This is a genomic window from Streptomyces spectabilis (assembly GCF_008704795.1).
Lineage (GTDB): Bacteria > Actinomycetota > Actinomycetes > Streptomycetales > Streptomycetaceae > Streptomyces > Streptomyces spectabilis.
The window spans coordinates 8,526,125-8,540,617 of the sequence record NZ_CP023690.1 but is presented as its reverse complement, the minus strand read 5'-3'; the positions used below and the strand labels follow the sequence as shown (position 1 = coordinate 8,540,617).

Sequence of the window (14,493 nt, the reverse complement as noted above, 5' to 3'; positions counted from 1 at the left end):
CGCCCTACCGGCCTACGCACACCTGCCGATACGAACCACTCAACGGCGTCCGCTCCAGCGGCGCCCGACGGATGCGCGAGCGGCGTGCGGGAAAATCCCCCGCACGCCGCTGACCAGTACAGACGCCGCCATTGCGGGCGTCGGGTACGCAGCGGGACACACCAACGCGGCTCCTGTGGACGGGGCTTGACTCCGTCGGTGGCCTAGTCCATCTTTGGAGCACCCAAGAGCTGGTCTAGTCCTTTGCAGCCCCCTGTCGGGCCGCCGTCCCCCGCACGCCACCACCGTCGCTCGAACCGACCCGCCGGGGCGCGCCGCGCCGCCCGGCCCCTTCCCTCATCGGCCAGGGGAACACCGCTGTTCCCCGGCCGCGTCGGCGACAGCGCTTCCACCGTTTCCGACCCGCCTCCGCCCGAGGCTCCCCCACGCCCGGAACCACGAAGCCGCGGTCGCTCCTGCCCGTCTCTCACCACCCACCACGCCAGGAGTACGTGCATGTCCGCACCCGCCGCACCCTTGCACCGCGCCGCCTCCCCGACCCCGTACTTCAGCGCCGACGGCGAGACGTACCTCGCGCAGACGCCCCTGAAGGACATCCGCAAGTCCCGCCCGCTGCGCGTCCTGTCGACGGAGCAGTACACCTTCTGGCAGACGTACGGGTACGTCGTGGTCGAGGAGGCGATACCCGCCGACGCGGCGCGCCGGCTCCTCGACTTCGCCTGGGAGTTCCAGGGTCTGGACCGGGACCGGCCCGAGAGCTGGTACGAGGAGCGGGAGTTCCGCACCGACCTCGACCGGGACCTGTACGTCTACGGCTTCGTCGAGGCCTACCACCACCAGCTGATCTGGGACAGTCGCCAGACCCAGCGCGTCTACGACGCGTTCGTCGACGTATGGGACTGCGAGGAGCTCTGGGTGACCCTCGACCGGCTGAACCTCAACCCGCCGAACGTCAAGAACCGCTCCCGCTCGCTGATCGCGCCCACGGACACGGGCTTCGACATCGAGCTGCACTGGGACGTCGACTCCACGCTCAGCGTGCTGCCGCAGCGCGTCCAGGGGATCATCGCGCTGCACGACACCGAGAGCGAGCTCGGCGGCTTCCAGTGCTCGCCCGAGCTGTTCCGCCGCTTCGACCGCTGGAAGCTCGACCAGCCCGCCGACCGGGACCCGGTGCGGCCGGACACCGACCGCGCGGAGTTCCCCGTGGTCCGGCCCGAGCTGAAGGCGGGCGACCTGCTGATCTGGAACGGCATGCTGGCCCACGGCGTGGCGCCCAACACCTCGGCGAACGGCGTCCGGGCGGTGCAGTACCTGTCGATGATGCCCGCCCTTGAGGAGCACCACGTCCTGCGGAAGTCCCGGGTGGAATCCTGGCGGCACCTGAGCACCCCGGACTGGAACGCGACGCTGCTCGGCGACGCCCGCCTGCCCGAGTCCGAGCGCTACGGCACCGCCGCCCTCAACAGCCTCGGCGAGAGGCTCCTGGGGCTCACGCCCTGGCACTCCGCCGACGCCCACCGGTGAGGCGGGGAGCCGACATGCGCAAGATCTGCCTCGCCCTGCCCACCGACCGGGCCTGCGCCCCCGTGATCACCGCCCTCGGCCGGGAAGCCGCGTACGCCGCCGCGCACTTCGACGTCGAGGTGCACGTGCTGATCCTCGATTCCGCGGAGCCCGCCGCCTTCGCGGAGCACGCCCGGGCCGCGCGCGCCGCCATCGGCACTCCGAACGTCGTCGTCCACCACCTCGGCGAGGCCGCCCAGCGCGTGTTCCTGCGCCAGGTGATCCAGCGATCGGAGCTGCCGAAGCCCCAGTTGCTGCTCGACCTGATGCTGCCCGCCGAGCCGTCCTACGGGGCCTGCACCAACCGGGCGTTCCTGATCGCGAGCGCCCTCGGCTGCTCCTCCGTGCACCGCAGGGACTCCGACAGCGGCTACCAGGTCCTCGGCGACACGACCGCCTTCCCCGTCCACCACGAGCTGACCTCGCTCGGCAAGCGCGCGGGGGACGCCGGTTCCGGCGTCACCGAGACCGCGCTCGACCCGGCGCACGCGGACAAGCCGGTGGTCCTCGTGGGCGGCTCCTTCATCGGCGAACTGTCCGTCGACATCGGCGAGATCCACGACCTCGACCCCGGCGTCTACCACGACGTCGTCAGTCTCTGGGCCCCCGCCGACTGGTCCCAGGACGACAAGCGCGCCCTCGTCGAGGAGTCCTTCAAGGGCGCGGGCACCGAGCCGTTCACCGCGGACCACGCGGTCCTGACCCTCGTCGACCCCATGCGGGTCGACATGTGCAACATCAGCTTCCAGCAGGTGCACGAGCGCGTGCCGCTGCCCCCGGCCACCAACACCATCGGCAGCGACTACTTCCTGCTGCACGTCGTGTACAACGGCACGCTGCCGGGCGTGCTGCACAACCGCGACATCGTGAACTTCTACACCGGCGAGCGGCGCACCGACCCCGGCTTCGCCGCGTACCAGACGCGGTTCACGAAGTTCTTCCTGTCCATGCTCTACCTCAACCGCGTCTACGCGGACCTGGCGCGAGAAGGGGCGGCGCTCCTCGACGCCCGGCACGGCGTGCGGGCGGCCCGCGTCGCCGAACTCGTGCGCGCCAGCACGCTCCTGGACACGGCCGAGAACGAGGCCCGCCTCGACGTCATCGAGCGCTCCTACCGCAAGCTCGGGGGGCGCTACGCCGAGTTCGCCGCCACGCTGCCCGCGCGCCGCGCCCGCCTGATCGACGAGGCGCGCCAGGACATGGAGGACTTCGCACTGCTCATCGAGGCGTGGGCGGCGCTGGTGCGGGCGAGCGCGTCCACGGGCGTGCCCCGCGTCGACGGCCACGCCCCCGAGCTGGACCGCTAGCGAGGGACAGAGCATCCACATGAACACCACGTACGTCACCACACGGCTGCGCGCCGCCCTGGAGGCCGCGACCGACGACCGGCTCGTCTTCGACCTGCCGGGCATCGAGGAGCGCTACGCGTCCTTGCGCCGCGAACTGCCGGGCGTGGAGGTCCGGTTCGCGATGAAGGCCTGCCCGCTGGACGAGGTCCTCACCGCCCTGGCCCGGCGGGGCGCGGGTTTCGACGCGGCGAGCCCGCACGAGATCGCCCAGGCCCTCGCGACCGGCGTCCCGGCCGACCGCGTCCACTACGGCAACACCGTCAAGTCCGACCGGAACATCGCCGACGCCCACCGCCTGGGCATCAGGGACTTCGCCACGGACAGCGTGGAGGACGTCCTCGCGATCGCGGCGCTCGCCCCGGGCGCCCGCGTCTTCTGCCGTCTCGCCACCGACGGGGGCGGCGCGCTGTGGGGCCTGAGCCACAAGTTCGGCTGCACGCCCGCCGACGCGCTGCGCGTCCTCGAGGCGGCGCGGGACGCGGGCCTGACCCCGGCGGGCCTGTCCGTGCACGTCGGCTCCCAGCAGATGACGGCCGAGGCCTGGCGCGGCGCCCTGGCGCGCATGGCCGACGTGATCGCGGCCCTGCGGCTCCGAGGTATCCACCTGGACCACGTCAACCTGGGCGGCGGACTGCCCGCCCTCGGCTACCGCGACCGCCACGGCCGTCCCCTCGAACCGCCCCTCGACAAGATCTTCGCCGTGATCCGGGAGGGCATGCGGCGGCTGCGGGCCGTGTCCCCGACGCCCCTGGACTTCGTCATCGAACCGGGCCGCCACCTGGTCGCCGACCACGGCGCGATGCGGGCCCACGTGTCCCGGCTCTCCACCCGGCAGCAGGGCACCGGGGAACGCCGCCACTGGCTGTACCTGAGCTGCGGCAAGTTCAACGGCCTGTACGAGATGGACGCGCTCCAGTACGCCCTCGTCTTCCCCACGCACCGCGGCGCGGACCGCGTTCCCGCCGTGATCGCGGGACCCACCTGCGACAGCGACGACGCGTACAGCCACGAGGGCAGCCCGGTCCAGGTGCCGCGGCAGGCCGCCTCCGGCGACCCCGTCTGGGTGCTCTCCACCGGCGCGTACGCCACGAGTTACACGACGCAGGGCTTCAACGGCTTCCGTCCGCTGCCGCACACCTGGATCCGCGGCGAGCGCGAAGCCCTCGCCGGCTCAGGCGCGGGGAGGGCCGTCACATGAGCGCCGGCCTGCGGATACGGGCCATCGCCGACGCCGACTGGGACGGCATCGCCGCCCTGGAGGCCGCGGTCTACACGCCCCTCGGCCTCTCCGAGGGGCGGGCCGCCCTGGAGTCCCGGGCCGCGTCCTCACCCGGTACGTGCTTCGTCCTGGACGGCGGCCGGGGAGCCGCGGGCTATGTGCTCGCGCTGCCCTACCCCCTCTTCCAGTGCCCCGATCTGACCCTGGGTGAGGCGTCCGCCTTCCCCTCCCGCAATCTGCACCTGCACGACCTGGTCATCGCCGAGCACCTGCGCGGCGGCGGGCTCGCCCGGCGCCTGCTGCGCCACCTCTCGGCGACCGCGCGCTCCCTGACGTACGAGCGGATCTCCCTCGTCGCCGTCGGCGGCAGCGACACCTTCTGGGCGGCGCACGGCTTCGCCGCCCACCCCGACGTCCCGCTCCCGGACGGCTACGGCGCGGACGCGCTCTACATGTCGAAGGCGCTGCCGGGCACCGCTCCACGGGCTCCACACGCTCCACCCGCTCCACCCGCTCCACGGGAAAGACAAAGAGGCTGATGCACATGTTGCGTGTTCGCGATGACTTTCGCCGGGCACAGATAGCCATCGCGGCGCTGTTCTGCGCCCTCGGCTTCCAGTACGCCACCTGGGCCGCCAGGCTGCCCGCGCTCAAGTCCCGGCTCGATCTGAGCGAGGCCGAACTCGGTCTGCTCCTCATGGCCTGCGGGGTCGGCGCCGCGGTGTCCTTCCCGCTGGTCGCGGTGCTCACCCGGCGGTGGGGGTCGCGGCGGCTCGCCTTCGTCTCCACCGTCTTCCTCGGACTGCTCCTGCTCGCCCTGGCCGTGGCGCCGAACTATCCGGTGGCCCTGCTGATCATGTGCGCCGACGGCGTGGGCGTCGGCTGTCTCAACGTCGCCATGAACGCGCAGGGCGCCGCGCTCGAATCCCGCTACGGACGCACCGCCATGGCGAAGCTGCACGCCACGTTCAGCGGCGGCTCCCTCGGCGCGGCCCTGCTCGCGTCCGGCACGAGCGCCCTGACGTCGTCGGTGGCCGCCCACTTCGGCGCGGCCGCGATCCTCGTCCTGCTGCTCGCGATGTTCGCCCACCCGGCACTTCTGACGGAGGATCAGCAGGCGGACGCGCCCCGGGAGAAGAAGCGCCGCGGCTTCGTCCTGCCCGCCGCCGTCACGCTCTGGATGGGCCTCGCCATGGTCTTCGGCACCGTGGCGGAAGGCTCGATGAACGACTGGTCGGCGCTGTACATGAAGGACGTCGCCGACGCCTCGTCCCGCGTCGCCCCGCTCGGCATCGCCGTGGTGTCCGTGATGATGGTGCTCGCGCGCCTCTTCGCCGACGGCTGGCGCACCCGCTGGGGCGACGGCCGCGTCGTCCGCGCGGGCAGCGTCCTGGCCGCCGCCGGGCTCGCCTTCGCCCTGCTCCTGGGCGGCGTCGCACCGGCCCTGATCGGCTTCGCCTGCATGGGGCTCGGCCTCGCGGCCGTCACTCCGTGCGTGTACGTGGCCGCCGCCCGGCAGGGCTCGCAGGCCCTCGCCCTGGTCGCCGCGATGGGCACGACGGGGCTGCTCGCCGGTCCCCCGGTCATCGGTTTCATCGCCAGCGGCAGCAGCCTGGTCTGGGGCATGGCGGCCGTCGCGGTCTCGGCCCTCCTGGTGTCCTGCTGCGCGCTGCGGATCGACTGGACTCCCGTGGAGCGGGCCGCCGACGGGCTCGCGGAACCGGCGGGGCAAGCGGCCGTCGGCACGACCGTCGACGATCAGGCAACCACCACGGCTTGACCGCTTTTGCCCGATCTCCGACTGTTATCCGCCCGCAATCCGCCGCATCTTGTACGAATCTCCGCTCCCACGAGGCAACCCCGCGGCCCCCGTTGCCCTCTCCTGGTCCGGAGGAGCCCTGTGACGTAAGGGCTCTCGGGGGAGCAAGTGACGAGGAGGACTGTCTTGATCCGTGTCCCGCGCTTGGCGACTGCCGCTGTCACGGCGCTCGCGCTCGCGGTGGGCTTGCCGGAGCTCGCGCACGCGTCGCCGGACCAGCCGCGCGCGCAGCGCTCCGACGACCTCATATCGCCCGGCCTGTCGGACGGACCCGGCGACGGGCTCCCGCCCGGCTGGGAACTCACCGGCGACGGCGCCGACCAGCACCTGGTGTGGCGCGCGCCGCAGCCGGTGCCGATGGGCGACGCCCGGGTCGAGTTCTACGCGGGCGACCGGCTGCTCGGCCGCCCCACGGCCACCGACGACCAGCGGACGTTCCGGCTGAAGCTCGCCGACGAAGGCGTCACCGCGAAGGACGCCCTGGGGGACGTCCAGGCGCTCGCGGGCGGCCGTCGCCTCGACAAGCCCGAGCCGGCCGCGCCGCCCCAGGAGGCGGCACCCGCCCCCGACCGGCTGCCCGCGGCCGAGGTCGACCCCGGCAAGCCCGGCAAGTACCGCACCGTCAAGGGCGAGTACGACCTGGAGTCGGTCAAGCTGCCCGGCTTCCCCAAGAAGGTGGAGATGCGGGCCGCGGTCGTGGGCCCCGTCGACGCGCCGGGGAAGCGGCCCCTGGCCCTGTTCCTGCACGGCCGTCACGGCACCTGCTACAAGGGTGACAAGTCGGACGGCAGCTGGCCCTGCAAGTCCGGCTGGAAGCCGATCCCGAGCTACCAGGGCTATCTGCACGACCAGAAGCTCCTGGCCTCCCAGGGCTATGTGACGGTGTCGATCTCCGCCAACGCCATCAACAGCCAGGACGACCGCGCCGCCGACAACGGCGCGCAGGCCCGCTCCTCGCTCGTGCGCCAGCACCTCGGCCGCTTCGCCGACTGGGCCGCGGACCCGAGCAAGGCCCCCGGCGCCGTCCGCGGGACCGCGCCGGTCGACCTGGACCGCGTCCTGCTCGTCGGGCACTCCCGCGGCGGCGAGGGCGTCAACCGCGCGGCCTTCGACAGCCGTTACCAGCCGCCCGCCGACGAGGACGGCTACCCGCACAAGGCGCGCTGGCAGATCCGCGGCACGGTCCTCATCGGCCCCACGGTCTTCGGGCACAACCCGGACCCGGACGTGCCGTCCGTGACGCTCCTGCCGGGCTGCGACGGTGACGTCTCCGATCTCCAGGGCCAGCTCTACTCGGACAACACCCGGGGAGTCGGCAACGGTTCCGCGCTGCACAGCTCGGTGTACATGGTCGGCGCCAACCACAACTTCTTCAACACCGAGTGGACGCCGGGGCAGGCGCAGGCGCCCGCCGACGACGACTTCTCCCCCTCGGGTCCGCGGCCCGACCCGGTGTGCTCGCCGGGCCACGGCCCGCGTCTGAAGGCGAAGCAGCAGCAGAAGGCGGGATCCACCTACATCGCGGCCGCCGCCCGGCTCTTCGTCGAGGGCGACGACGCGGCGCGTCCGCTCCTCGACGGCTCGGGCAAGGGCGCGCCCTCGGCGAACCCGGCCCGCGTGCTCACCCACGCCGTCGGCGGGCAGCGCACGCCCGCCGTCGTCCCCGGCCGCTCGCTCGAGGTGACCGGCGGCACGCTCTGCGACCAGACCTCGTCCGGGTCGAAGGGCTGCCTCACGCGCGGCGCCAAGGGCCAGTCCCCGCACTTCGCGGGCTTCGAGGTGTCCCCCGACCCCGGTCGGTACGCCCTCGCGATGAACTGGTCCAGGACCGGTTCCACGATGTCCGTCAAGAACGCGCGCCCGGTCTCCCTCCAGGGCTCCGACGCGCTCGCACTGCGCCTGATCGTGCCGCCCAACACCAAGGGCACCAAGCTGGACGTGACGGCCGTCGACGCCTCGGGCAAGCGGGCCAAGCTCGGCCAGGTCCGCGCCGACGGGCTGCCGGGCACCGGGTACATGGCCACGTACTGGGGCCAGGAGCTGCGGGTTCCGCTGACGGCCGCGGCGCGTGCCGGGCTCGATCTGAAGCAGGTCAAGGCCCTGGAGCTGACCTCGCGCACCGGTTCCGGCAAGGCGTGGCTGATGGATGCCTGGGGCTGGCGCCCCGGCACGGCCGAGGTGCGCCCGTCGCGGCTCGCGCGCGTCGACATCGGTCAGCTGCGGGTCGACGAGGGCGACTCCGGGGTCCGTACGTACCGCGCTCCGGTGCGGGTGACCGGTGACGGCAACGGCAAGGTGCGGCTCTTCGTGCCGGGCCCGAACCCGGACAGGTTCGTCGCCAAGACGGTCACGGTGCGCCCCGGCGACACGTCCGTCGGCGTGCCGTTCGAGGTCAAGGGCAACAAGCGCTACGGCGGTCCGTCCTCCCAGGACGTGTTCGCCAAGACGATCAGCGGCGCGGTCGTCGGCGGCTACCACGGCGGGGTCTTCGTCCGTGAGGACGACCCGATGCCCAAGGTCAGCGTGAAGCCGGTCGCGGCCAAGGTCACCGAGGGCAAGCCGCTCAAGTGGCGCGTCTCGCTGTCCGAGGCCGCCGACGTCGAGACCTTCGTCGCGTTCCGCTTCGAGCGCGTCAGCGGCAGCAAGGAACTGTCCACCAAGGACGTCGACAAGGCCTGGCTCAAGCGGCAGTTCGACAGCAAGCCGAATCCGGAACGGGCGCTGTCCAAGGTGACGCGGGACCCGTACCTCTCGGTGTACGTCAAGGCGGGCAAGCGCAGCGCGGAGCTGAGCGTCCCCACCGTGAAGGACCGGGTGCGCGAGGGCCAGGAGTCGGTGCGGCTCCGGCTCTACACGTTCGACGAGAACTGGAACGAGCACCGGGGTCCGGTGTTCACCGGCCGGGTGCGCAACGCCTCCTAGGCGACGCCCCGCGCCGTGAGCGGTGCGGGAACAGGGCGGGCGGCTCCCTCAGGGGGCCGCCCGCTCCCGCGTTCGCGGCGCCGCTCAGCTCCAGGGGTTGGCGGGCTGGTCGTTGATGTACGTCCAGAAGCGGGTCCCGACGGGGACGTCCCCGTACGCCCAGAAGCTCCAGCCGCCCGAACTGGCCAGGTTCGGGCCGTACTTGCCGTCGTGGAACTCGGCCATGCGCCACCCCGTGCCGAAGGTGTTCGCGCACAGGCCGTCGGCGGCCGCGAGGCTGGTCAGGCGGGTGCCGCGGATGGGGTTGGTGGCGGCGACGGTGCCCTTGGCCCAGCCCGCGTAGAAGTCGGGCGTGATGCCCGCGGGCACGGGGCTGCCGTCGACCTTCAGACAGAGCACGGGCAGCGCCGTGCCGGTGGCGGTGTCGCCCTGGTACGGGTTGCTCAGCGGACCGCCGCCCACGCGCACGGTGCCGTCGGGCCCGTCGCCGAGGAAGGTCCAGGTCATGGCCTTGGTGTTCCGGGTGTCGGACGGCGCGGCGGCCGCCGGGGTCACGGTGCCCGCCGCGACCGCGAGGGCGGCCGCGGCGAGGCAGACGGAGCGCACGGACATCTTGATCGAACGCAAGGCTTCTCCTCATGGCTGACGCGGAGCAGGGCTGTTGCGGAGCAAGACCCTCGAAGTGCCGGTCGATCAGGGATTCTTCACTTCCTTCACAGCTTCTCCAAGAGCCATAACCGGACATCCACGGCCCCTTGGTCACGGCGGCCCCAGCCGGGATGATCGACTCACGACCAGGAAGACCGGAAGGAACACGGAAGGAACACGGGTGGGACACACACAGCGGCACGCACCGACGGACGACCACACTCCCGGGCCCACTCCCGACCAGGCCCCCGGGCACCCGCCGCTCACCTACGCCGACAACCGCCGCCCCACCCCGCACGCCGTCGTCGGCGCGGGCGTCGTCGTCACCGACGAGCGGGGCCGGGTGCTGCTCGGCCACTCGCGCCGCGGCGCCTGGGAGCTGCCCGGCGGCAAGCCCGACCCCGGCGAGTCGTTCGAGCAGGCCGCCGTCCGCGAACTCCGGGAGGAGACGGGCCTGACGGCCGCGCCCGCCGACGCCCGTGTGCTGGCCGTCCTCATGGACGCCGTCCACGGCGTGCCGCGCCTGACCGCCGCCGTCCACGTCACCCGCGCCACAGGCACGCCGACCGTGACCGAGCCCCTGCTCATGGACCGCTGGGAGTGGCACGAGGTGACCGCCCTGCCACGGCTCGGCGCGGCCCTGTTCACCCCCAGCGCGCACGTCCTGGAGACGATGTGGCCGGGACTGCTGCCCGACCTGCCACCGGTCCACCGCAACGCCGTAACGCCGCACCCGGTCCGACCGGAGACGGTCGGATCCCGCGCCGCAGCGGACGGAGCAGCTCACTCCGTATAAGGAGGAGTGGAACCTGTTCCAAGGAGAGCGACATGCCTGGGAATGGCCTCGCCGCCACCGGGTACCAGATGCGTGGGCCCCGCCGCGCTCCCCCGTCGCGGCGGGGCCCTTTCGTGTCCGCCGGGTCAGACCGCCGGGGCCGGGTAGGTCGGGTACTCCACGCCGGAGACGTGCTGTACGACGCGGATGACCTGGCACGAGTAGCCGAACTCGTTGTCGTACCAGAGGTAGAGGATCGCGTTGTCGCCGTCGACCTTGGTGGCGCCGGCGTCGACGATCGAGGCGTGGCGCGAGCCGATGAAGTCGTTGGAGACCGCGTCGGGGGCGCTGGTGAAGTCGATCTGGCGGCGCAGCGGCGAGGTCAGCGACACCTCGCGGAGGTGGTCGAGGACCTCCTCGCGGGTGGTCTCGCGCCCCAGGCGCAGGCTGAGGATCGCGATCGAGACGTCCGGCACCGGTACGCGGATCGAGCTGCCCGTGATGGGCGCCTTGAGGTCGGGCAGCGCCTTGGCGACGGCCGACGCGGCACCGGTCTCGGTGATCACCATGTTGAGCGGCGCGGAGCGGCCGCGGCGGTCGGCCTTGTGGTAGTTGTCCAGGAGGTTCTGGTCGTTGGTGAACGAGTGGACGGTCTCCACGTGGCCGCGCAGCACGCCGTACTCGTCGGCCATCGCCTTCAGCGGCGGGACGATCGCGTTGGTGGTGCAGGAGGCGCAGGACAGGATCTGCTCGTCCGGCTTGATCGTGTCGTGGTTGACGCCGTGCACGATGTTCGGGACGTCGCCCTTGCCGGGCGCCGTCAGGACGACCTTGTCGATGCCCGGACGCAGGTGCTGCGACAGGCCCTCGCGGTCGCGCCACTTGCCGGTGTTGTCGATCAGGATGGCGTCCTTGATCCCGTACGCCGTGTAGTCGACCTCCGAGGGGTCGCCCGCGTAGATCACCTTGATCTCGTTGCCGTTGGCGATGATCGTGCTGTTCGCCTCGTCGACGGTGATCGTGCCCTGGAACTGGCCGTGGATGGAGTCGCGCCGCAGCAGCGAGGCGCGCTTCACGATGTCCTGCTCGCCACCCCGGCGGACCACGATGGCGCGCAGCCTCAGGCCGTTGCCGGAGCCGGCCTTCTCGATCAGCAGGCGGGCCACGAGGCGGCCGATGCGGCCGAAGCCGTACAGGACGACGTCGCGTCCCTGGCGGCACTCGATCTTGTTGGCGCCCGTGGCGCCGGCGACGGCCTCGGCGGTGAACTCCGCCACCGACAGACCGCGGTCGTCGGCCTTGTGCGTCGCGGCGAGCATGCCGATGTCGATCTGGGAGGGTCCGAGGTCGAGCGCGGTGAGGGCGCGCAGGAACGGCAGCGTCTCGGTGACCGAGAGCTCCTCACCGGCTATCTGGCGGGCGAATCGGTGGGTCTTGAGGATGCTGACCACCGACTTGTTCACCAGGGAGCGGCTGTGCAGCAGGACCGTGACGTCCCGCTCGCGGTGCAGCTTCCCGATGAGCGGGATCATCGACTCCGCGGTTTCCTCGCGGTGCTTCCAGTTGGTGAACGAGTCGTCATTGACAGTCACAGGAGTATCTTTCGAGCTAGGCGGCGCTCATATGCTAACCCCACGCCTGTTCGACCCTCCATGGGGTGCCCTCCCCGCCATCACCGCCGGGGGCCGGGGTCACCCTTCTCAGGCGGCCATTCGGCCCCGCTCCCCCCGCGTCCACCGCCGCGGCGGGTGATCGTGCTCGTGTCCTCACCGTTCGCGCACGTGCACGAAGGAGCCCCATGATCCCCGTCAGACTCGCCGTCGTCGCGGCGGCCGCCACGCTCGCCACCGCTCTGCCCGCGGCCCCGAGCCCCGCCGCCGCGCCGCCCGACCCCGGCCTCCCCGGACTGCTGCGCACGGGCGGGGCCGAGTGGCCCGAGGGCGCCTTCCGCGCGCTGTGCCGCCGCGGACCCGTCGCGGCGCCCGACCGGCGCGTCCTGCCGCTCCCCGACGGCAGGTCCGTCACCGCCCACGCCACGAAGGTCTCGCGCGACCGCGAGGGCACCCTGCTGTGGAGCGGCCGCCTCGCCGGGCGCTCCGACCGGCCGGTGACCCTCGCGGTCGACGGCGCGTGCGGCAAGGGCAGGCCCAAGGTCGCCGGGGAGATCCACGAGGGGCGCGTGCGCCACGCCCTGGACGCCGTGCGGCCCGGCGTCTCGCGCGTCCGCTCGTTCGACACCGTGCGCCAGACCCCGCTGGTCCGCGACGCGCTGCGGCTCGCCAGACCCGCGCGTCCCGCGGCGCCACCCAGCAGACGCGCCGAGCCCAAGGACCCCGTCATCGACGTGCTGATCGGCTACACCCCGGAGACCGCTGCGGAGACCGAGGGCGGCGCCGACGCCCTCGCGCTCCAGGCCAAGGCCGCCGTCGAGGGCACCAACCAGGCGTACGCCGACAGCGAGGTGAAGGCCCGTCTCAACCTGCTGGGGACGTTCGAGACGCCGAGCTGGAGCGGTGCGGCCGGCGACATGGACGGGATGACGAACGCGCTGGCCAACCCGGAGGACCCGCGCTACTCCGACGACTGGGCCGCGAGCGTCCGCGCCACCCGGGACGAGAAGGGCGCCGACCTCGTCCACGTCCTGTCGAAGTTCACGCCTCCCGAGGGCGAGTACACGGCCGGAACCGGCATGACCCCCTCACTGCCCCGCCTCATCCCGGGCGAGAACGCCAAATACAGCACGGACGACACCGGCTTCGGCGCGCAGCAGGCCGACACCTTCGGCACCCACCACCTCGCCCACGAGATCGGCCACAACTTCGGCCTCAACCACGACTACCTCACCGACCCGATCGACCCGGACGAGGACAACTACCGGCCCGGCAACCACAACCCGTACTACCCGGACAACCACGGCTTCCTGCCGAAGGACCGCACCTGGGTCGACATCATGGGCTACAACATGAGCTGCGCCGACGAGGACAAGTGCGAGAACAAGATGTGGTTCTCCAACCCCCGTCAGGAGTACGACGGAGCGCCGCGCGGCGTGGCCCTCGGCTCGAAGGAACCGGCCGACAGCACCCGCGTCATGAACCTCACAGGTCCGGTGCTCGCCAACTACCGCACGCCCGGCGGCAGTACGGACCCCAAGCGCCACGCCCTCACGGCGGTGCCGCAGGACGGCACGGGCGGCACGGTCAGCGCCCCCTCCACCGGCCTGTTCGCCACCGGTGACCAGGTCACGGTCACCGCCGCCCCGGAGACCGGCTACACGATCGACCGCTGGACCGTGGACGGAAAGGTCCAGCCCACCCGGGCGGCGTCCCTGAGCGTCACGATGGACAGCGACCACTACGTCACCGTGAAGTTCGTCAGGAGCGGTGCCCCGCTCAGCCCGATCCCGGCGGCGCTCACCGCCGTCAGCCCCGACACGGGCTCCGTCAAGGGCGGCTTCACCGTCACGCTGACCGGCGGCGGCCTCACCGGCACCACCCAGGTCCTCGCGGGCACGCCGACCGCGGGCGGCTTCCGCGGGGTCGCGGCCACGAACGTGCGCGTCGTCGACGACACCAAGGTCACGTTCACCGCGCCCGCCTACCCGCAGGCGGGCCCCGTCCAGTTCGCCACGGCCCGCGGCGGCTCCCTGACCGCGTCCATCGGCTTCACGTACACCGGCTGACCACGGACCGGTACGGCATCCGAGGCCCGGCCGCCGCCCGCAAAAGGGGCGGCGGCCGGGCCTCGGGCGCCGGGTGGCGCGGTCAGGCCTCGGTGGCGACCTTCCAGAGATGGCCGTCGGGGTCGCTGAAGTAGCCGAAGTACCCGCCCCACTCGGCGGCGGCCGCCGCCTTGACCGCGGTGCCGCCCGCGGCCACCGCGGCGCGCATCACCTCGTCCACCGTCTCCCGCGACGCGGTGATGAAGTGGAACGAGCAGCCGCGGAAGCCGGACCCCTCCGCCGGGACCCCGGCGTCCTGAGCCGCCGCCTCCCGCGTGTACAGCACGAGGGACGGGGAGCCCTCGCCCAGGCCGCAGCGGACGAACCCGGGGTGGTCGAGCTCGACCTCGCAGCCGAGCCCGTCGACGTAGAACTTCTTGGCGGCGGCGACGTCATCGACGCCCAGCATGAGGGCGTTCACCTGCAATTTGATGTCCATGGCGACCACGGTAGGCAGCCGTCGGCCCCGGTCGCTTC

Annotated in this window: 11 protein-coding genes; 8 read left to right on the top strand and 3 right to left on the bottom strand. The window is 72.4% G+C overall.

All coding sequences use genetic code 11. The annotated features are described in order from the left end of the window. The first annotated feature begins 495 nt into the window (after positions 1-495). From CP982_RS36345 to CP982_RS36320, 6 genes are all read left to right on the top strand, one after another. The gene (locus CP982_RS36345; protein WP_150514357.1) at positions 496-1,527 is read left to right on the top strand and encodes a phytanoyl-CoA dioxygenase family protein; all 1,032 of its coding nucleotides are present in this window, start codon (positions 496-498) and stop codon (positions 1,525-1,527) included. A 14-nt stretch (positions 1,528-1,541) separates the two neighbouring features. Beyond that, entirely contained in the window at positions 1,542-2,873 is a 1,332-nt protein-coding gene (locus CP982_RS36340; RefSeq protein WP_150514356.1) for a DUF6271 family protein, read from the top strand. Between the two features lie 19 nt (positions 2,874-2,892). After that, complete coding sequence (locus CP982_RS36335) at positions 2,893-4,113, top strand: type III PLP-dependent enzyme (RefSeq protein WP_150514355.1); 1,221 nt, start codon at positions 2,893-2,895, stop codon at positions 4,111-4,113. Beyond that, complete coding sequence (locus CP982_RS36330; RefSeq protein WP_150514354.1) at positions 4,110-4,673, top strand: GNAT family N-acetyltransferase; 564 nt, start codon at positions 4,110-4,112, stop codon at positions 4,671-4,673. Before CP982_RS36335 ends, CP982_RS36330 begins: the two co-directional genes overlap by 4 nt. 5 nt (positions 4,674-4,678) lie before the next feature. After that, on the top strand, positions 4,679-5,914 hold the full coding sequence (locus CP982_RS36325) for an MFS transporter (protein ID WP_150514353.1): 1,236 nt from the start codon (positions 4,679-4,681) through the stop codon (positions 5,912-5,914). Positions 5,915-6,079: 165 nt separating this feature from the next. Further along, positions 6,080-8,875 (top strand): alpha/beta hydrolase, encoded by a 2,796-nt coding sequence (locus CP982_RS36320; RefSeq protein ID WP_150514352.1) that lies wholly within the window; start codon positions 6,080-6,082, stop codon positions 8,873-8,875. 84 nt (positions 8,876-8,959) lie between these two features. Here CP982_RS36320 and CP982_RS36315 read toward each other — a convergent pair whose 3' ends face one another. Next, positions 8,960-9,502: a flagellar hook-length control protein gene (locus CP982_RS36315; protein ID WP_150514351.1), complete on the bottom strand. Its 543-nt coding sequence runs from the start codon at positions 9,500-9,502 to the stop codon at positions 8,960-8,962. A 202-nt stretch (positions 9,503-9,704) separates the two neighbouring features. Here CP982_RS36315 and CP982_RS36310 point away from each other — a divergent pair, with 202 nt between their 5' ends. Beyond that, positions 9,705-10,319 (top strand): nucleotide triphosphate diphosphatase NUDT15, encoded by a 615-nt coding sequence (locus CP982_RS36310; protein ID WP_184925373.1) that lies wholly within the window; start codon positions 9,705-9,707, stop codon positions 10,317-10,319. Positions 10,320-10,444: 125 nt separating this feature from the next. Here CP982_RS36310 and CP982_RS36305 read toward each other — a convergent pair whose 3' ends face one another. Beyond that, positions 10,445-11,890: a glyceraldehyde-3-phosphate dehydrogenase gene (locus tag CP982_RS36305; RefSeq protein ID WP_150514349.1), complete on the bottom strand. Its 1,446-nt coding sequence runs from the start codon at positions 11,888-11,890 to the stop codon at positions 10,445-10,447. 206 nt (positions 11,891-12,096) lie between these two features. Between CP982_RS36305 and CP982_RS36300 the strand changes: the two genes are divergently transcribed. Beyond that, positions 12,097-13,977 carry a reprolysin-like metallopeptidase gene (locus tag CP982_RS36300; RefSeq protein ID WP_150514348.1) on the top strand — a complete coding sequence of 627 codons (1,881 nt, stop codon included), beginning with the start codon at positions 12,097-12,099 and terminating at the stop codon, positions 13,975-13,977. Between the two features lie 82 nt (positions 13,978-14,059). On the opposite strand, the gene CP982_RS36295 is transcribed toward CP982_RS36300, so the two are convergent. Next, positions 14,060-14,455 (bottom strand): VOC family protein, encoded by a 396-nt coding sequence (locus tag CP982_RS36295; protein ID WP_150514347.1) that lies wholly within the window; start codon positions 14,453-14,455, stop codon positions 14,060-14,062. Positions 14,456-14,493 lie beyond the last annotated feature (38 nt).

Bases quoted from the DNA above. Each gene is read 5' to 3' on its own strand.
- CP982_RS36300 (WP_150514348.1), top strand. From the start codon at position 12,097: ATGATCCCCGTCAGACTCGCCGTCGTCGCGGCGGCCGCCACGCTCGCC.
- CP982_RS36325 (WP_150514353.1), top strand. From the start codon at position 4,679: ATGTTGCGTGTTCGCGATGACTTTCGCCGGGCACAGATAGCCATCGCG.
- CP982_RS36340 (WP_150514356.1), top strand. From the start codon at position 1,542: ATGCGCAAGATCTGCCTCGCCCTGCCCACCGACCGGGCCTGCGCCCCC.
- CP982_RS36335 (WP_150514355.1), top strand. From the start codon at position 2,893: ATGAACACCACGTACGTCACCACACGGCTGCGCGCCGCCCTGGAGGCC.
- CP982_RS36345 (WP_150514357.1), top strand. From the start codon at position 496: ATGTCCGCACCCGCCGCACCCTTGCACCGCGCCGCCTCCCCGACCCCG.
- CP982_RS36295 (WP_150514347.1), bottom strand. From the start codon at position 14,455: ATGGACATCAAATTGCAGGTGAACGCCCTCATGCTGGGCGTCGATGAC.
- CP982_RS36330 (WP_150514354.1), top strand. From the start codon at position 4,110: ATGAGCGCCGGCCTGCGGATACGGGCCATCGCCGACGCCGACTGGGAC.